Origin of the sequence: Streptomyces sp. NPDC088553, from assembly GCF_044752965.1 — a bacterium.
In the GTDB taxonomy this organism is placed as follows: Bacteria; Actinomycetota; Actinomycetes; order Streptomycetales; family Streptomycetaceae; genus Streptomyces.
In genome coordinates this window covers 502,118-519,022 of sequence record NZ_JBIVMG010000003.1, presented here as the reverse complement: position 1 = coordinate 519,022, position 16,905 = coordinate 502,118, and the positions used below count along the sequence as shown (strand labels likewise).

The following is a 16,905-nucleotide window of genomic DNA, read 5'->3' as shown; positions in this document are numbered from 1 at the left end:
ATGGCCCCGCACCACAAGTCGAACGAACAGGTCGAGGGCGACCCCGACACCGGGCACAGCCGGGGCATGCCCCGCCGCCCGGACGAGGACGAACTCAAGGAGCGCCTGGAGGAGGACCGCGAGGAGGTCGGCCTTCCCCCGGACGGCGAACGGCAGGCCGACTAGGGCCCGTCCGGACCCGGTGTCCGTGTCGGTCAAGCCGGATCGGCACGACACCGCCTGGTCCGCCGGACAGGCCCTAGTCCACGGGCAGCCGCTCCAGGGCGGCGGCCACATCGGTGTGGCCCGCGATCTCACGGAGGACGCGGGCCATCACCGATCCCGGCTCCCGCGCGATGGTCACCAGGCCCATCGGCACCGACCGGGCCGGCTCGACCAGCGGCACCGCCCGCATGCCGTGCGGCACGCCGAAGACATGCAGCCAGGTGTGCGGCACGATGCTGGCCCACCGGCCGGTCCTGACATGGGCGAAGAGCGCGGCCACCGAGTCCGTCTCGACCCGGGGCGACGGCCGCACACCGGCTTCCGCGAACTGCTCGTCCAGGACCCGGCGCCCCTGCATCGCCTCCGTCAGCAGACAGAGCGGCAGCCGCGCGGCCTCCGCCCAGGTGGCCGTCGCCCGATGGACGGGGGTGTCGGCGGCACCGGTGAGGAGCACGTACCGCTCCTCGTACAGCGGAACCGTCCGGAACTGCTCCCCGAGGCCCTCGTGGAGGTACGTGATCCCGGCGTCGAGTTCGAAGTTCCGCAGCTGCCGGAGCATGTCCTCCGACTGGAGGTCCCCTATCACCTCCACCGTGACCAGCGGATGCGCCAGACAGAACGGCGCGGTCAGGAGGGCGACGGCGCCGGACGCCGTCGGCACCGAACCGATCCGCAGCCGGCCGCTCAGCCCGGTGCGGAGATGGCCGACCTCGCTCTTGAGGGCGTCACGGTCGGCCAGGATCCGCTGCGCCCACACCACGATGCGCTCGCCCTCGGGCGTGAGGCCCTCGTACTTGCGGCCGCGCAGCACGAGGGGGACGTCGAGCTCCTCCTCCAGCTTGCGGATCGCCTCCGAGAGCGCGGGCTGGGAGACGTGGCAGGCCTGGGCGGCGCGGGCGAAATGGCGCTCGCGGGAGAGGGCCACCAGGTACTCGAGTTGACGGAACAGCACCCCATGGGTGTACCCGACGGGTTGGCGGAACACCAATCGCCCCACCGCGGCCCGCCTGCTCCCGGCGCGGACGGCATCGGGCCCCGGGGCACGGACGGCCTCGGCCCCCGGGCACGTACGGCCCAGGCCCCCGGGCACGTACGCGTCAGCCCCCGGGCACGTACGCCTCAGGCCACCGGCACGGAGCTCAGCCGCTCGTCGCCCGTGTACACGTTCATCGAGGACCCGCGCAGGAAGCCGACCAGGGTCAGCCCGCTCTCCGCCGCGAGGTCCACCGCGAGCGAGGACGGCGCCGAGACGGCCGCGAGCAGCGGGATCCCGGCCATCACCGCCTTCTGGACCAGCTCGAAGGAGGCCCGGCCGCTCACCATCAGGACCGACTCGCGCAGCGGCAGGAGCCCCTCGCGCAGCGCGTGGCCGACGACCTTGTCGACGGCGTTGTGCCGGCCGACGTCCTCCCGCAGGCACACCAGCTCGCCCTCGGCGGTGAAGAGCCCGGCGGCGTGCAGCCCGCCCGTGGTGTCGAAGACCCGCTGGGCCGCCCGCAGCCGGTCCGGCAGGGCCGCGAGGACGTCCGTCCCGATCCGCAGCGGATCCTCGGCGACCGACCAGGCGGCCGTCGTGCGCACCGCGTCCAGGCTGGCCTTGCCGCACAGACCGCAGGAGGAGGTCGTGTAGAAGTTCCGTTCCAGGGACGCGTCGGGGGCGGCGACGCCGGGCGCCAGACCGACGTCGACCACGTTGTACGTGTTGCCGCCGTCCGCCGTGGCCCCCGCGCAGTAACGGATGCCGGCCACGTCCTCGGCGGAGTGCACCACGCCCTCGCTCACCAGGAAGCCGACCGCGAGGTCGAAGTCGTCGCCCGGGGTCCGCATGGTCACCGTCAGCGGGCGCCCGCCGACCCTGATCTCCATCGGCTCCTCGGCGGCCAGGGTGTCCGGGCGGTAGGAGGAGTCCCCCTCGCGCACGCGCAGGACGCGCCGCCGTACGGTCACTCGTCCCATGGTTCGTTCCTCTCCTCGGAGCGCCGCTCCGACGGTGCTCGCTGTGTGGCCCGGTCGCCCTGTCGCCGGTCGTCCGGTCGTGCCTGTTCGGGGGCTTTCCACGACTCTGTCACGGGGCAGGCGCCGGCATCGCCCCGGGCGCCCGTTCGAGGCGGACGACGACGCCCTTCGAGGTCGGGCAGTTGCTGATGTCGGCGACGCTGTCCAGCGGCACCAGGACATTGGTCTCCGGGTAGTACGCCGCCGCCGAGCCGCGGCTCGCCGGGTAGGCCACGACCCGGAAGCCCGCCGCCCGGCGCTCCCGCCCGTCGTGCCAGACACTCACCAGGTCCACGGTGTCACGGTCGGCGAGGCCGAGGTCCGCCAGGTCGGCGGGGTTCACGAGGACGACCCGGCGGGCGTCGTGGATCCCCCGGTAGCGGTCGTTCGGCGCGTACCAGACGGTGTTCCACTGGTCGTGCGAGCGCAGGGTCTGCAGCAGCAGATGGCCCTCCGGTATGTGCGGCATCGTGAAGGCGTTGCGGGTGAAGACGGCTTTGCCGCTCGGGGTCGGGAAGACCCCCCGGTTCACCGGGTTGGGCAGCGTGAAGCCGCCGGGTACGGCCACCCGGGCGTTGAAGTCCTCGAATCCGGGGACGACGCGGGAGATCCGGTCGCGGATGGTGCCGTAGTCCGCCTCGAACAGCTCCCAGGGCACGGCCGGCTCGTCGCCGAGGGTCCGGCGGGCCAGCCGGGCGATGATCGCGACCTCGCTGAGCAGGTGCGGGGAAGCCGGCGGCAGCTTCCCCCGGGAGGCGTGGACGTCGCTCATCGAGTCCTCCACGGTGATGAACTGCTCGCCGGTCGCCTGCACGTCCCGGTCGCTGCGGCCGAGCGTGGGCAGGATCAGGGCGGTGTCGCCGCAGACCGTGTGGGAGCGGTTGAGCTTGGTGGAGACGTGCGCGGTGAGCCGGCACTTCCGCATCGCGGCCTCGGTGACCTCGCTGTCGGGCGTGGCCCGGACGAAGTTCCCCGCGACGCCCAGGAAGACCTTGGCGCGGCCCTCGTCCATGGCCCGGATGCTGTTCACCGCGTCCAGACCGTGGTGGGCCGGCGGGGTGAAGCCGAACTCGGCCCCCAGGGCGGCGAGGAACTCCTGCGGCATCCGCTCCCACACCCCCATGGTGCGGTCGCCCTGGACGTTGCTGTGGCCGCGCACCGGGCACACGCCCGCGCCGGGCCTGCCGATGTTGCCCCGGGCGAGGAGGAAGTTCACCACCTCACGGATGGTCGGCACCCCGTGCTTGTGCTGGGTCAGCCCCATCGCCCAGCACACGATGATCCGCTCGCTGCTCAGGACCCGCTCGAACACCTCCTGGATCTCCTCGCGGGTCAGCCCCGTCGCGGCCAGGACGTCCTCCCAGGCGATCTTCCGCGCGTGCCCGGCGAACTCCTCGAAGCCGGTCGTGTGCGTACGGATGAACTCGTGGTCCAGTACGGTCCCGGGCGCGGCGTCCTCGGCCTCCAGGAGCAGCCGGTTCAGGGCCTGGAACAGGGCGAGGTCGCCGCCGGCGCGGATGTGCAGGAACTGGTCGGCGATCGGTGTGCCGCGGCCGATGATCCCGCGGGCCTTCTGCGGGTGCTTGAAGCGCATCAGACCGGCCTCGGGCAGCGTGTTGACCGCCACGACCCGACCGCCGTTGCGCTTGGTCTCCTCCAGCGCCGACAACATCCGGGGGTGGTTGGTGCCCGGGTTCTGCCCCACGACGAAGATCAGGTCGGCGTGGTGGATGTCGTCGAGGGAGACACTGCCCTTCCCGATGCCGAGCGTCTCCGACATGGCGGACCCGCTGGACTCGTGACACATGTTGGAGCAGTCGGGGAGGTTGTTCGTGCCGTACGCGCGGGCGAAGAGCTGGAGCAGGAACGCGGCCTCGTTGTTCAGCCGGCCCGACACGTAGAAGAGGGCCTCGTCGGGGGAGTCCAGGCCCCGCAGCTCGTCGGCGAGCAGCCCGAGCGCGTCGTCCCAGCCGATCGGCTCGTAGTGCGTCCCGCCGGGGCGCTTCACCATCGGCTCGGTCAGTCGGCCCTGCTGGTTCAGCCAGTAGTCGGACATGCCGTCGAGCTCGGCGATCGAGTGCTCGCGGAAGAACTCCCGGGTGACGCGGCGCGAGGTCGCCTCGTCGTTGATGTGCTTGGCGCCGTTCTCGCAGTACTCGTTCATGTGCCGCTTGCCCGGCGCGGGCTCGGGCCAGGCGCAGCCGGGGCAGTCGATGCCCTGGGGCTGGTTGATGTTCAGCAGCGTGAGCGCGGTACGGCGCGGGGACGTCTGGCTCAGGGAGTACTCCAGCGCGTGCGTCACCGCGGGCAGACCCGTCGCCCAGGTCTTCGGCGGGGTGACCTTCAGGTCGTCGCCCGGATCGTCCTCGATGCGGCTGCTCATGACGGATGCGCCTCGTCTTCTTTTGTGGGGGCCTTCGCTTCTGGCCCTGCTTCCAGGGGATCGTGCGCTGAATATCCGCTTATTCTCGGCGGGAAGTCAAAGAGGTGAATTCGATGAGCGGATAGGTGCCGCCTATTGCGGTGATTCCGCAGGTCGGATGGGTGTAATCGATCAGATCGGCGCCACCGATCACGTAATAGAGAAACCCTCTTTGACTTCATCCCGGTATCCCTCGAAAGTGGTCGCAGGGTGAGAAATGCGCGACTGCCCCCGGGCAGAGGAAGAAGGCAGCCCCGTGTCCCGACCGCTCCTCGACAGGACCGCCCCGGCTCCGCTGACGGACCGCTTCGGCCGGGTCCACACGGACCTCCGGGTGTCGCTCACCGACCGCTGCAATCTGCGCTGCACGTACTGCATGCCCGCCGAGGGCCTCGACTGGCTGCCCCGGCCCGAGCTGCTCACCGACGACGAGATCGTCCGGCTCGTCCGGGTCGCCGCGCGGCGACTGGGCATCACCGAGGTACGGCTGACCGGCGGCGAACCGTTGCTGCGCCGCGGCCTGCCCGGCCTCGTCGCCCGGCTGCACGCCCTGCCCGACGCCCCCGAGCTGTCCCTCACCACCAACGGCGTCGGCCTGGCGCGCTGCGCCGACGCCCTGCGGGCGGCCGGGCTCGGGCGGGTCAACGTCAGCCTGGACACCCTGCGCCCCGAGCGGTTCGCCGCGATCACCCGGCGCGACCGGCTCCCCGACGTCCTGGCAGGCCTGCGGGCCGCCCGCGACGCGGGCCTCACCCCGGTCAAGATCAACACCGTTCCGGTGCGCGGGGTCAACGACGACGAGATCGCCGACCTCGCCGCGTTCGCCGTCGAGCACGGACACCTGGCCCGGTTCATCGAGTCCATGCCCCTGGACGCGCAGGGCGCCTGGGACCGGGACCGGATGGTCACCGCCGACGAGATCCTGGACCGCCTCGGCGAGCGCTTCGAGCTCATACCGGTGGGACGGCGGGACAACGCACCCGCCGAGGAGTGGCGGATCGCCGGCACGGACACGCTGGTGGGCGTCATCGCGAGCGTGACCCGCCCGTTCTGCGGCAGCTGCGACCGGGTGCGGCTCACGGCCGACGGACAGCTGCGCAACTGCCTCTTCGCGACGGAGGAGTCGGACCTGCGGGCCCTGCTGAGGGGCGGCGCGGACGACACGGCGATCGAGGCGGCCTGGCGCGCCTCGGTCGCCGGCAAGGGCCCCGGCCACGCGATCGACAGCCCGGAGTTCCGGCGCCCCGAGCGGCCGATGTCGGCGATCGGGGGGTGAGGCGGGCGCCGCCCGAGGGAGCCGGACGCGAGGTCACGGACGGCGTACGACACGAGGCGAGGAAGCGACACATGACTGCGGCACCCATGAGCGGCGGCACGGGGGTGGGGACCTTCCCGGCGGGCGAGGAGCGGGGATACGAGACGGAAGGGGCGGACCGGGGCACCGGACGTTCCTCGGACCGCCCCGCGGCCCCCTCCTCCGGGCGGTCCGCGTCGCGCGCGCCCGCCGTCGACTGGGCCCGGGCCCGGTGCCTCGCCCGTGACGTCTCGCCCCTGGCCGTCGTCAGCCGCCCCCTCGGCGAGGTGCTCGGGCAGGTGCTCGCCCGGCCGTTGGCCGCGCTCACCGACCTGCCGCCGTTCGACAGCTCCGCGATGGACGGGTGGGCCGTGGCCGGAGCCGGGCCCTGGCGGCTGCTTGGGCGGGGCGTGCTGGCCGGTGCGCAGCCTCCGCCGCTGGGGCCCGGCACCGCCGTCCCCATCGCCACCGGGGCCCGGCTGCCCTCGGGGGCCGCCGCCGTGCTCCGCCGGGAGCACGGTGAGGTCGACGCCCGGACCGGGACGCTGCTCGACCGAACCGCCGGCCCCGGCGCCCCGGCGCCCGGACGCGACATCCGCCCCCAGGGCCAGGAGAGCCGCGCGGGCGAACTCCTGCTCCCCGCCGGTACGACCGTGACCCCCGCCGTCCTCGGCCTCGCCGCGGCGGCCGGGTACGACCGGCTCGCCGTGCACCGCCGGCCCGTCGTCGAACTCCTCGTGCTCGGCGACGAGTTGCTGGAGTCCGGGCTGCCCCGTGACGGCCGCGTGCGCGACGCGCTCGGGCCCCTGCTGCCGCACTGGCTGGGCGGACAGGGCGGTGCGGACGTCACCGGCCGCCGCCTGGTCTCCGACGACCTCCGGCCGCTGTACGAGGCCCTGCGCGATTCCACCGCCGATGTCGTCGTCACCACCGGCAGCACCGCCGCCGGGCCCGTGGACTTCCTCCATGACGCCCTCGCGGCGCTGGGCGCCCGGCTCCTCGTCGACTCCGTCGCCGTACGGCCCGGCCACCCCATGCTGCTCGCCGAACTGCCCCCGCGCGCCGACGGCCGACGCCGCCGTCTGGTGGGCCTGCCGGGCAATCCGCTGGCCGCCGTCGCCGGTACGGCGACCCTCGCCGTACCGCTGCTGCGTCGGCTCGGCGGCCACCAGGACACCGAGCCGCCCCGCACGACCTGCGCCGTCGCCCTGCCCGGGCACCCGAGGGACACCCGGCTGCTGCCGGTACGCCGCAGCGCGGGCGAGGTGGCGCCGCTGCCCTTCGACGGACCGGCCATGCTGCGCGGCCTCGCCCTCGCCGACGGGCTCGCGGTGGTGCCTCCCGGCGGTGTGGCGGCCGGGGGCGACGTCGAGGTCCTCACCGTCCCCGGACCGTGACCGGCCCGCCGACCGGCCGTACTTCGCCCGACTCCTCGGCCACCGCGCGCCTCTGGTGGAGGGTCACCCGGTCGGCGGCCGGGATCACTCCGCCGTACCACCGGCCCAAGGGGCCACGCGTGGCCGGCTGAGACCGCCCGCCGTACCACCCGCCCCCCTTTCCTAGGAACTGGACCATGACGCACCTGCCCGACGCCCCCGACGACCCGATGCGCCTGCTCGCCGTACGGGACACCCCGCTCTCCCCCGACGAGGTGTACGCGGCCGTGGGCGACGACGCCGCCGGCGGCACCGCTCTCTTCGTCGGCACCGTGCGCGACCACGACGGCGGCAGGCCGGTGGCCTCCCTGGCGTACAGCGCCCACCCCGGCGCCGAGGCCGAGCTGCGCCGGGTGGCCGAGAAGGTCGCCGCGGACTTCCCCGTACGCGCGGTGGCCGCCGTGCACCGGACCGGTCACCTGGCCGTGGGCGACATCGCCGTCATCGCGGCCGTCTCCTGCCCGCACCGCGCGGAGGCCTTCGCCGCCTGCGCGCGTCTGGTCGAGGACCTCAAGCACGAGGTGCCGATCTGGAAGCGGCAGATCTTCGTGGACGGCGACGAGGAGTGGGTCGGCGCGTGCTGAGCGACCGGGAGGAGTCGGACGGCCGCGAGGGGCCTGGCAACGGCGGTGCGGCCGAGGAGGGTGACACGACCGGTGGTCGGCGGCGGGCCGTCGGCCGGGTCGGGCGGGCGCTCTCCCCCCGGGGTGCGCTCGCGCTCCAGAGCGTGGACGGCGCCCTGTCCTTCGCTCTGCGCGCCGCCTTCGCGATGGCCGTGCCCGCGCTGCCGCTGGCCCTGGCCGGGCGCGCCGATCACGCCGTCTACACGATGCTCGGTTCCTTCACCACCACCTTCGGTCGCAACCTGCCCTACGCGCGGCGGGCCCGTGTGCTCGCACTCGTCGCCGTGGCCATGACCGTGTGCGTGGGCTGCGGTTCGGCGCTCGCCGTGTGGGCGCAGCCGCGGGACGGGGGAGCGGGCGCGGCGGTGACGGTCGCGGCGATGGCGGTGGTGGCCGGTGCGGCGAAGTTCGCCTGCGACGCGGCCCGGCTGAGCGGCCTCGGCGCGGTCCTGCTGCTCTTCTCGTTCGCCGTCGCGGCCAACGGCTCCACCGATCCCTCCGACATCCTCCTCCAGACGGCCCTGGCCGCGATCGGCGCGGCCGTGGCCTGGGTGCTCGCCGTCCTCGGGTGGTTCGTGCACCCGGACCGGCCGCAGCGGCTCGCCGTGGCGGCGGCGCTGCGCGAGCTGGCGGACCTGTGCGAGGCGGCGGGCACGGGGAACGGTCACGGGCGCGTACGGCACCGGGCGACGGCCGCCGTCCTCCAGGCGTACCGCACGCTCGGAGTCCTGCCCCCGAGCGCCGCCCAGCGGGGCGGCAGGGGAGACACCTGCCTGCGTCTCACCGACCTCGCGTGGGCGCTCCTCGTCGGTTCCGCGCGGCGGGTGCCGGACGACCCCACCGGCCTGGCGCGAAACCTGCGCCGGCAGGTCCGGCTGCTGGTGAGCCGGCGCCGACGGCTGCCCCGGATCCTGCCCGAGCTCGCGGTCCCGTCCCTGATCGCCCCGGGCGCCGTGCCGGGGGCGGTTCCGGCCGGCCCCACCACGCTGCGGGCCACCGAACTGCGGGCCTCGGAACTCGTCTGGGGACGGGACGCTCCCCGCGTGGGCGCTCGCGGCGGGGAGGCAGCCGGCCGGGCCGCCCCGGCCGCTCCCAGCCGTACGGCGATCCTGCTCGTTCCCGCCCTGCGGATGGTCCTCGGCACCGGCCTCGCCGGTGCGGCCGCCCTGCTGTCCGGGCTCGGGCACGGCTACTGGGCGGCGATCTCCGCCGCCGCCGTTCTGCACTCCGTCAACGTACGGACGGCAGCGCAGCGGGCCGTCCAGCGGACCCTGGGCACGATGGCCGGCCTGATGCTCGCGCTCGGCGTGCTGGCCGCCCGCCCCGATCCCGTCGTCCTCGTCCTGGTGATCGTGCTCCTGGAGTTCCTCCTGGAATACGTCGTCGCACGCAACTACGGTCTCGGCGTCGTCTTCCTCACCCCGCTCGCCCTGCTGCTCACCGATCTGGCCGCGCCCGCACCGGCCGGGGACCTCGTCCAGGACCGGGCGCTGAGCAGTCTGCTCGGGGTCGGCATCGCGCTGCTGTGCGCGCTCGTCGTGGTCCACGACCGGGCGGCCGTACGGGCTCGGCGCGCGCTCACCGCGTGCCGGGCGGCTTCGGCCCGCGCCGAACGGGCCCTGGGCGCAGGGGCGCTGGAGTCGTTTCCGGTGGTCCAGGGACAACTCGCGGCCGCCGTCGTGGAGTTGCGGGAGGCGGACGACGCCGCCGCGGGCGAACTCTGGCCGGCGGAGATCGACCCCACCGAACTCGCCGCGGCGGAACACCGCGGCCATCTCCTCCTGGAGCGGCTGGCCCGGTGGCGATGAGGGGGGGGTCAGCCGGTCGGTACGATCGTCACCTTGACGTGCTTCATGATCGGCTGGTCGCTCTGCGTGCTGTAGTCGACCAGCGCGCACAGCACGTTCATCTCGGGCATGTAGCCGGCCGCGCACCCCCGGGGGATGTCGTACGGAACGGCGAGGTAGCCACTGACGGACCGCCGGCTGCCGTCCTTCGCGGTGCTCGTGATGTCGACGGGCCCCATGTCGGCGATCCCGCGCTCCCGCATGTCGGCCCGGTTCATGAAGACCAGCGTGCGCAGGTTCTTGATGCCGCGGTAGCGGTCGTTGTCGGAGTAGATCGTGGTGTTCCACTGGTCGTGGGACCGCATGGTGCCGAGGGCCAGGGTGCCCGGCTCGGGCACGACGTCCGGCAGCGGGGCGCTGGAGAACTCGGCGCGCCCGGACGGGGTGAGGAAGACCAGTTCGCGGGCGGGCTGCTTGATGCGGAAGCCGAGCGGGAGACGCACCCGCCGGTTGAAGTCCTCGAAGCCGTCGAGGGCCTTGGACATGGTGTCCCGGATGCGGTCGTAGTCCTCGATGTACCACTCCCAGGGCGTCGCGCTGTCGGGCAGCGCGGCCCGCGCCATGCCGGCGACGATCGCCGGTTCGGAGAGCAGGTGCGGGGAGGCCGGGCGCTTCATGCCGATCGACAGGTGGACCATGCTCATCGAGTCCTCGACGGAGGTGCTCTGGATGCCCTTGCGCTGATGGTCCTTCTCGGTGCGGCCGAGGCACGGCAGGATCAGTGCCTGCTTGCCGTGCACGATGTGACTGCGGTTCAGCTTGGTGCTCACCTGTACGGTCAGGTCGCAGGTGCGCAGCGCCGCGTAGGTGAGCGGGGTGTCGGGGGCGGCGAGCGCGAAGTTGCCGCCCATGCCGACGAAGACCTTGATCTCGCCGCGCCGCATCGCCTCGATGGTGCGGACCGTGTCCATGCCGTGCGCGCGCGGCGGCTCGATCTCGCAGACCTCGGCGAGGCGGTCGAGGAACGCGTCGCTGGGGCGGTGGTCGATGCCGCAGGTGCGGTTGCCCTGGACGTTGCTGTGTCCGCGTACGGGGGAGGGGCCGGCGCCCTCGCGCCCCAGGTTGCCGCGGAGCAGCAGCAGGTTGACGATCTCCCGGACGGTGTCGACGCCGTGCTCGTGCTGGGTGAGGCCCAGACACCAGCTGACGATGGAGCGGTCGGCGTCGCCGTACACGCGTGCGGCCTTGAGGATGTCGGCGCGGCTCAGTCCGGACTGCCGCTCGATCTCCTCCCACGGTGTGGCCTCGCACAGCGCGCGGTACTCCGCGAAGCCGCTCGTGTGGCGGTCGATGAACTCCTGGTCGAGGGCCCTGGGGTCGGTCGTGGACTGCTCCAGGACCGCCTTGGCCATGCCGCGGATCAGCGCCATGTCGCCGCCGATGCGCACCTGGAGGTTCAGGGTGCTGGTCTTCGTCGCCTTGAACAGGGCCATGTCCGTGAAGTCGTGCGGCACGATGGTCCGGGTGGCGGCGGCTTCGACGAGCGGGTTGACGTGCACGATCTGTGCGCCGCGGTGGTGGGCCTCGGCGAGCGCGGTCAGCATCCGGGGCGCGTTCGACGCGGCGTTCACCCCGAAGATGAACAGCGCGTCGGCGGACTCCCAGTCCTTGAGGTCGACGGTGCCCTTGCCCGTACCCAGGGAGGCCTGGAGGGCGCGGCCGCTGGCCTCGTGGCACATGTTGGAGCAGTCGGGGAGGTTGTTGGTGCCCAGTTCGCGGGCCATCAGCTGGTAGAGGAAGGTCGCTTCGTTGCCGAGCCGTCCCGAGGTGTAGAAGGAGGCCTGGTCAGGATTGTCGAGGCCGCGCAGGGCACGGCCGACCACCTCGAACGCGTCCTTCCAGGTGATCGGGACGTAGTGGTCCGACTCGGGGTCGTAGACCATCGGCTCGGTCAGCCGGCCCTCGTTCTCGAGGTCGTAGTCGCTCCACTCGGCGAGCTCGGAGACCGAGTGCGCGGCGAAGAACTCGGTGCCGACGCGCTTACGGGTCATCTCCCAGGTGACGTGCTTGATGCCGTTCTCGCAGATGTCCAGGTGCAGGCCCTTGGTGTCGTCGGGCCAGGCGCAGCCGGGGCAGTCGAAGCCGGTGTTCTCGTGGTTCATCCGCATGATCGCGCGGGGGCCGTCGACGAGGGCTCCCTCGCGGACGAGAAAGCCGGTCACGCTCTTGGCCGCGCCCCAGCCCGCCGCGGGGTGGTGATAGGGGTGGAACTCGGGGTCGCCCTCGGGGGTGGGCCCCACCTGGTGCTCCACGGGCTCCACGGGCTCCGGGGCGCCGGGCGCCGGGGATTCCTGCGCGTCCTGGTCGGTGCTCACGGCGCTTCACCCTTTCACCTGCGAATATTCAGGGCGTATCCGGACGGAAATCACCCTTTCGGGCAGGCTATGCCCGCCGGTTCACGGGTGCCACTCGGCCCCGGAAGCCCCTACGGGCTGCGTATCGGATCATGCGCGCCTACGCTGGCGCTGTCCTTTTCATAACTTTCTGCCTCTTTGTGCTTTCTGTCTCTTTGTCTCATTGCCTCTCGACGGGAGTCCCATGGTCGTCGTACAACCCGTCGTCGCCCCACCCTCCCGGGCGGCCGTGTTCCTCGTGGTCACCGTCAACCCCGGCGGCGAGGCCACGGTGCGGGAGGCACTGCAGGACCTGTCGGGGCTCGTCCGGTCGGTGTCCTTCCGGTACCCCGACGCCGGCCTCAGCTGCGTCGCCGGGATCGGCTCCGAGGGCTGGGACCGGCTCGTCGGCGGTCCGCGCCCCCGCGAGCTCCACCCCTTCCCCGCTCTCAGGGGCCCCCGCCACCGGGCCCCGGCGACCCCCGGTGACCTGCTGTTCCACGTACGTGCCCGGCGCATGGACCTCTGCTTCGAACTCGCCCGGCTGCTCGTGGAGAGCCTGGGCTCCGCCGGGACCGTCGTCGACGAGGTGCACGGTTTCTCCTACCTCGACGAGCGCGACCTCCTCGGCTTCGTCGACGGCAGCGAGAACCCCGGCGGCCAGGTGGCGGCCGCGGCGGTCCACATCGGCGACGAGGACGCCGGCTTCCGCGGCGGCAGCTACGTCATCGTGCAGAAGTACCTGCACGAGATGCCCGCCTGGGACGCGCTCACCGTCGAACAGCAGGAGCACGTCATCGGACGCGGCAAGGCGTCCAATGTGGAGATGCCCGATGACGTCAAACCGTCGAACTCGCACGTCGCGCTGAACACCATCGTCGACGAGGACGGCGTCACCCGGCAGATCTTCCGCGCGAACATGCCGTTCGGCCGGATCGGCGGCGGCGAGATCGGCACGTACTTCATCGGCTACGCGCGCACCCCCGCCGTCACCGAACTGATGCTGCGCAACATGTTCCTCGGCGATCCCCCGGGCAACACGGACCGCATCCTCGACTTCTCCCGTGCCGTGACCGGCGGCCTCTTCTTCGTGCCGAGCGCCGACCTCCTCGACGACCTTCCCGCCGCGCCGCCGGACGCCGCCGTCCGCCAGGGAGACTCCCTGGGCATCGGCGGCCTGAAAGGAGCCTGACTCCCCATGACGACCCCCGACGCCACGACCCCCGGCCCCATGAGCGACCCGTACCACGGCCCCGACACGAACAACCTGCACCGCGAACTCGCCCCGATCACCCCGGCGGCCTGGGCCGAGATCGAGGAGGAGGCCCGCCGCACCTTCCGCCGCAACGTCGCGGGCCGCCGCGTCGTGGACGTCCCCGACCCCGGAGGCCCGGACCTCGCCGCCGTCGGCACCGGGCATCTCGGCGACCTGGCCTCGCCCGCCCCCGGCGTCACCGCGCGGCTGCGCGAGGCGAAGCCGCTGTTCGAACTGAGGGTGCCCTTCGTCGTCGACCGGGCCGCCGTCGACGACGTCGAGCGCGGCTCGAAGGACTCCGACTGGCAGCCCGTCAAGGACGCGGCGCGCGCCATGGCGTTCGTCGAGGACCGCATGATCTTCCAGGGCTACGGGGCGGCCGGCGTCGACGGCCTGCGCGCCCGGTCCTCCAACCCGGTCGTCCAGCTCCCCACCGAGCCGAGCGACTACCCGGACGCCGTGAGCCGGGCCCTCACCGCCCTGCGCCTCGCCGGCGTCGACGGCCCCTACGCGCTGCTCCTCGGCCCCGACGAGTACCGGGCGGTCAGCGAGACCTCCGACCACGGCTACCCGATCGCGGCCCACCTCGGCCGCATGCTCGACGGCTCGCCGATCTGGGCGCCGGCCCTCAGCGGCGGCTTCGTCCTGTCCACCCGGGGCGGCGACTTCGAGCTGATCCTCGGCCAGGACCTGGCGATCGGCTACACGGGCCACGACGCCAACAGCGTGCAGCTGTACTTCCAGGAGACGCTGACCTTCCGTACGTACACCGACGAGGCCGTGGTCGTCCTGGAGGCACCGGGCACCTGAGGGTCCCGAGGTCCGAGAGCCGGGAGGTCCGACGCCAGGAAGATCCGATGCCATGAAGAGTCCGATGCCGCTCTCCGCCGTACCCCGGCTCGCCGTCTCGGCGCTGGTCGCGGCGGCCGTCGGCGCCGTCGTCGGCGCCACCACCCACGCGCCGCTGGGCGTCCTCTCCGCGATCGCCGTCGGGGAGACGCTCTTCGTCGTCGCCGGATGGGTCACACTGTGGCCGATGGACGCCACCACCACCCATCGCAACGTACGCCGCGAGGAGTTCCGGCCCGTCGTCGAGGAACTGGCCGTCGTCGGGACGGCGGTGGCCGGACTCGTCGGCATCGTCGTCCTGCTCCTGGTCGGCAAGTCCGACCTGAGCCACGCCGCCGCGGCGACCGCGCTCGCCGGGGTGTTCATGGCCTGGGCGGCGCTGCACCTGATGTACGCCACCCGGTACGCGTACGTCTACTACCTGAAGCCCGGCGGCGGGATCGACTTCAACTCCCGGGAACCGCCCCGCTACAGCGACTTCCTCTACTTCAGCTACAACCTCGGCATGACCTACCAGGTCTCCGACACCGATGTCTCCAGCACGACGATCCGCGCGATCGCGCTCCGTCACTGCCTGCTGTCGTACGTCTTCGGCGTGAGTATCCTTGCCACCACCATCAACCTCGTCACGGGCATCGTCACGGGCTGAGGAAATCCCGCACGGAGACTCCGCCCCCTGGAGACCACGTCATGACCACGGCCGTCGTCGTCGGAGCCGGGCCCAACGGGCTCGCCGCCGCCGCCCTGCTCGCACGCGAGGGCCTGGAGGTCACCGTCTTCGAGGCCGCCGAGGAGATCGGCGGCGGCACCCGCAGCGCCGAGGCGATCCTGCCCGGTCTGCTGCACGACCACTGCTCCGCCATCCACCCCATGGCCGTCACCTCGCCCGCCCTCCGCTCGCTCGGCCTGGAGCGCCACGGGCTGCGCTGGCTGCGGCCCGAGATCGACTGCGTCCACCCCCTCGACGACGGCACGGCCGGTGTCCTGCTCCGGTCCGTGGCGGAGACCGCCGCCGGGCTCGGCGCCGACGGCGCCCGCTACCGGGCCCTGGTGGAGTCCTCCGTACGACGGTGGGACGCGCTCGCCGACGACGTCATGGGCCCGCTGCTCCGGATCCCGGCGCATCCGCTGCCGCTCGCCCGCTTCGGTCTGCCGACCGTGCTGCCCGCCTCGGTCCTCGCCCGGCTCTTCCGCACGCCGCAGGCGCGGGCGCTGTGGGCCGGAGTGGCCGCGCACTCCTTCCGCCCGCTCTCCGACCCGTTCAGCTCGGCCATCGGACTCGGCATCCTCACCGCGGGACACGCCGCCGGATGGGCCGTCGCCGAGGGCGGCTCGCACTCCATCACGCGCGCCATGGCCGCCGTCATCGCCGAGCACGGCGGCGCGATCCACACCGGCGTACGGATCACCGACCGCAAGCAGCTCCCGCCCGCCGACGTGACCCTCCTCGACCTCGACCCCGGCCAGGTCGCGCGCCTCTACGCCGACCGGCTGCCGGCCCGGGTGTCAGCCGCGTACCGACGCTTCCGGCGCGGCCCCGGTGCCTTCAAGGTCGACCTCGCCGTCGAGGGCGGGGTGCCCTGGACGGACGAACGGGCCCGGCGCGCCGGCACCGTGCACCTCGGCGGTCCGCTCGCCGAAGTGGCCTCCACCGAGAAGGAGGTGACGGAGGGTCGGATGCCCGAGCGGCCCTTCGTGCTCGTCGGACAGCAGTACCTCGCCGACCCCTCCCGGTCCGTCGGCGACGTCCACCCCGTCTGGGCGTACGCCCATGTCCCGTACGGCTACGAGGGCGACGCGACGGAGTCGGTCCTGCGGCAGCTGGAACGCTTCGCGCCCGGCGTCCGCGACCGCATCGTGGGCCGACACCTCACCCGTCCCGCCGACTTCGCCGCCGCCAACCCCAACTTCGCCGGTGGCGACATCCTCACCGGAGCCAAGACCGTCCCCCAACTCCTCCTGGGCGCACGCCCCGCGCTCGACCCGTACGCCACCGGTCTGCCCGGCGTGTTCCTCTGCTCGGCCGCCACCCCGCCCGGCCCCGGCGCCCACGGCATGTGCGGCGCGGGAGCGGCGGCGTCGGCGCTGCGCCACCTCGGGGCGCGGGCCTCGTGGCAGGGCGGCCGGCCGGCTAGTCGCCGAGGGACAGCACGACCGCCGTGGCCGGCCCGTCGGGCGTCACGTACCTGACGGTGTCGCCCGCGCGGTGGCCGAGCAGCGCGCCGCCGAGGGGGCTGTCGGCGGTGACCATCGTCCGGTCGAGCACGGCGGCGACCTCGCCGATCTGGACGGTCGACTCCGTGCCGTCCTCGAACCGCACGGTCACGGTGCTGCCCACGCCGACCGCGTCGGTACGCGGCGGGCCCGCGGCGTCCGCCGCGCGCAGCCGTCCCTCGATGCCGTCGATACGGCGGTCGAGCCGGTCGAGCTCCGTGGCGCGCTCCAGCTCGTCGGCCTGGTCGGCCCGGTCGCCCGTCTGGTCGCCGCCTCCGCCCTTGAGCGTGACGGCGACGGCCTCCCGTTCGGTGCGAAGGTCGTCGAGCTCGCGTTCCAGTGCCTCGCGGGCGGCGGCGCTGATGGGCTCGGGTCCACCGGTCATTCCTGCTCCCGTGGTGCGGCGGCACGGTGACGTGTCGCAGGTCAAAAG

At 73.2% G+C, this 16,905-nt stretch carries 14 protein-coding genes; 9 read left to right on the top strand and 5 right to left on the bottom strand.

Going from position 1 to position 16,905, the window contains the following annotated elements:
• Entirely contained in the window at positions 1-165 is a 165-nt protein-coding gene (locus ACIP8Z_RS11640; protein WP_402081773.1) for a hypothetical protein, read from the top strand.
• A gap of 73 nt (positions 166-238) precedes the next feature.
• Here ACIP8Z_RS11640 and ACIP8Z_RS11635 read toward each other — a convergent pair whose 3' ends face one another.
• From ACIP8Z_RS11635 to ACIP8Z_RS11625, 3 genes are all read right to left on the bottom strand, one after another.
• Positions 239-1,156: a LysR family transcriptional regulator gene (locus ACIP8Z_RS11635; protein WP_402081771.1), complete on the bottom strand. Its 918-nt coding sequence runs from the start codon at positions 1,154-1,156 to the stop codon at positions 239-241.
• 167 nt (positions 1,157-1,323) lie between these two features.
• A complete protein-coding gene (fdhD, locus tag ACIP8Z_RS11630; protein WP_229313675.1) occupies positions 1,324-2,160 on the bottom strand; it encodes a formate dehydrogenase accessory sulfurtransferase FdhD in 837 nt (278 codons plus the stop codon).
• A 109-nt stretch (positions 2,161-2,269) separates the two neighbouring features.
• A complete protein-coding gene (locus ACIP8Z_RS11625) occupies positions 2,270-4,582 on the bottom strand; it encodes an FdhF/YdeP family oxidoreductase (protein WP_402081768.1) in 2,313 nt (770 codons plus the stop codon).
• Positions 4,583-4,877: 295 nt separating this feature from the next.
• Between ACIP8Z_RS11625 and moaA the strand changes: the two genes are divergently transcribed.
• The 4 genes from moaA to ACIP8Z_RS11605 all read left to right on the top strand — a co-directional run bounded on the left by moaA (position 4,878) and on the right by ACIP8Z_RS11605 (position 9,782).
• Positions 4,878-5,897: a GTP 3',8-cyclase MoaA gene (moaA, locus tag ACIP8Z_RS11620; protein WP_402081766.1), complete on the top strand. Its 1,020-nt coding sequence runs from the start codon at positions 4,878-4,880 to the stop codon at positions 5,895-5,897.
• Positions 5,898-5,968: 71 nt separating this feature from the next.
• Positions 5,969-7,312 carry a molybdopterin molybdotransferase MoeA gene (locus tag ACIP8Z_RS11615; protein ID WP_402081764.1) on the top strand — a complete coding sequence of 448 codons (1,344 nt, stop codon included), beginning with the start codon at positions 5,969-5,971 and terminating at the stop codon, positions 7,310-7,312.
• 176 nt (positions 7,313-7,488) lie between these two features.
• The gene (locus tag ACIP8Z_RS11610; protein WP_402081762.1) at positions 7,489-7,935 is read left to right on the top strand and encodes a molybdenum cofactor biosynthesis protein MoaE; all 447 of its coding nucleotides are present in this window, start codon (positions 7,489-7,491) and stop codon (positions 7,933-7,935) included.
• Between the two features lie 185 nt (positions 7,936-8,120).
• Complete coding sequence (locus ACIP8Z_RS11605) at positions 8,121-9,782, top strand: FUSC family protein (RefSeq protein ID WP_402082359.1); 1,662 nt, start codon at positions 8,121-8,123, stop codon at positions 9,780-9,782.
• Between the two features lie 8 nt (positions 9,783-9,790).
• Here the strand turns inward: ACIP8Z_RS11605 and ACIP8Z_RS11600 are convergent, their stop codons facing one another.
• Positions 9,791-12,082: an FdhF/YdeP family oxidoreductase gene (locus tag ACIP8Z_RS11600; RefSeq protein ID WP_402082356.1), complete on the bottom strand. Its 2,292-nt coding sequence runs from the start codon at positions 12,080-12,082 to the stop codon at positions 9,791-9,793.
• 277 nt (positions 12,083-12,359) lie between these two features.
• Here ACIP8Z_RS11600 and ACIP8Z_RS11595 point away from each other — a divergent pair, with 277 nt between their 5' ends.
• From ACIP8Z_RS11595 to ACIP8Z_RS11580, 4 genes are read left to right on the top strand one after another with little or no spacing between them, the layout of a single operon-like run.
• The gene (locus ACIP8Z_RS11595; RefSeq protein WP_402081760.1) at positions 12,360-13,346 is read left to right on the top strand and encodes a Dyp-type peroxidase; all 987 of its coding nucleotides are present in this window, start codon (positions 12,360-12,362) and stop codon (positions 13,344-13,346) included.
• Positions 13,347-13,385: 39 nt separating this feature from the next.
• A complete protein-coding gene (locus ACIP8Z_RS11590; protein ID WP_402082353.1) occupies positions 13,386-14,219 on the top strand; it encodes a family 1 encapsulin nanocompartment shell protein in 834 nt (277 codons plus the stop codon).
• Between the two features lie 52 nt (positions 14,220-14,271).
• Positions 14,272-14,907: a DUF1345 domain-containing protein gene (locus ACIP8Z_RS11585; RefSeq protein ID WP_402081758.1), complete on the top strand. Its 636-nt coding sequence runs from the start codon at positions 14,272-14,274 to the stop codon at positions 14,905-14,907.
• Positions 14,908-14,948: 41 nt separating this feature from the next.
• Positions 14,949-16,448 (top strand): phytoene desaturase family protein, encoded by a 1,500-nt coding sequence (locus ACIP8Z_RS11580; protein WP_402081756.1) that lies wholly within the window; start codon positions 14,949-14,951, stop codon positions 16,446-16,448.
• Here ACIP8Z_RS11580 and ACIP8Z_RS11575 read toward each other — a convergent pair.
• The gene (locus tag ACIP8Z_RS11575) at positions 16,390-16,857 is read right to left on the bottom strand and encodes a GreA/GreB family elongation factor (RefSeq protein WP_402081754.1); all 468 of its coding nucleotides are present in this window, start codon (positions 16,855-16,857) and stop codon (positions 16,390-16,392) included. The genes ACIP8Z_RS11580 and ACIP8Z_RS11575 overlap by 59 nt on opposite strands.
• Positions 16,858-16,905: the final 48 nt, after the last annotated feature.

Excerpts from the sequence above, each read along its gene's own strand:
- ACIP8Z_RS11640 (WP_402081773.1), top strand. The coding sequence starts at position 1 with ATGGCCCCGCACCACAAGTCGAACGAACAGGTCGAGGGCGACCCCGAC.
- fdhD (WP_229313675.1), bottom strand. The coding sequence starts at position 2,160 with ATGGGACGAGTGACCGTACGGCGGCGCGTCCTGCGCGTGCGCGAGGGG.
- ACIP8Z_RS11625 (WP_402081768.1), bottom strand. The coding sequence starts at position 4,582 with ATGAGCAGCCGCATCGAGGACGATCCGGGCGACGACCTGAAGGTCACC.
- ACIP8Z_RS11615 (WP_402081764.1), top strand. The coding sequence starts at position 5,969 with ATGACTGCGGCACCCATGAGCGGCGGCACGGGGGTGGGGACCTTCCCG.
- ACIP8Z_RS11610 (WP_402081762.1), top strand. The coding sequence starts at position 7,489 with ATGACGCACCTGCCCGACGCCCCCGACGACCCGATGCGCCTGCTCGCC.
- ACIP8Z_RS11605 (WP_402082359.1), top strand. The coding sequence starts at position 8,121 with ATGGCCGTGCCCGCGCTGCCGCTGGCCCTGGCCGGGCGCGCCGATCAC.
- ACIP8Z_RS11595 (WP_402081760.1), top strand. The coding sequence starts at position 12,360 with ATGGTCGTCGTACAACCCGTCGTCGCCCCACCCTCCCGGGCGGCCGTG.
- ACIP8Z_RS11590 (WP_402082353.1), top strand. The coding sequence starts at position 13,386 with ATGAGCGACCCGTACCACGGCCCCGACACGAACAACCTGCACCGCGAA.
- ACIP8Z_RS11585 (WP_402081758.1), top strand. The coding sequence starts at position 14,272 with ATGAAGAGTCCGATGCCGCTCTCCGCCGTACCCCGGCTCGCCGTCTCG.
- ACIP8Z_RS11580 (WP_402081756.1), top strand. The coding sequence starts at position 14,949 with ATGACCACGGCCGTCGTCGTCGGAGCCGGGCCCAACGGGCTCGCCGCC.
- ACIP8Z_RS11575 (WP_402081754.1), bottom strand. The coding sequence starts at position 16,857 with ATGACCGGTGGACCCGAGCCCATCAGCGCCGCCGCCCGCGAGGCACTG.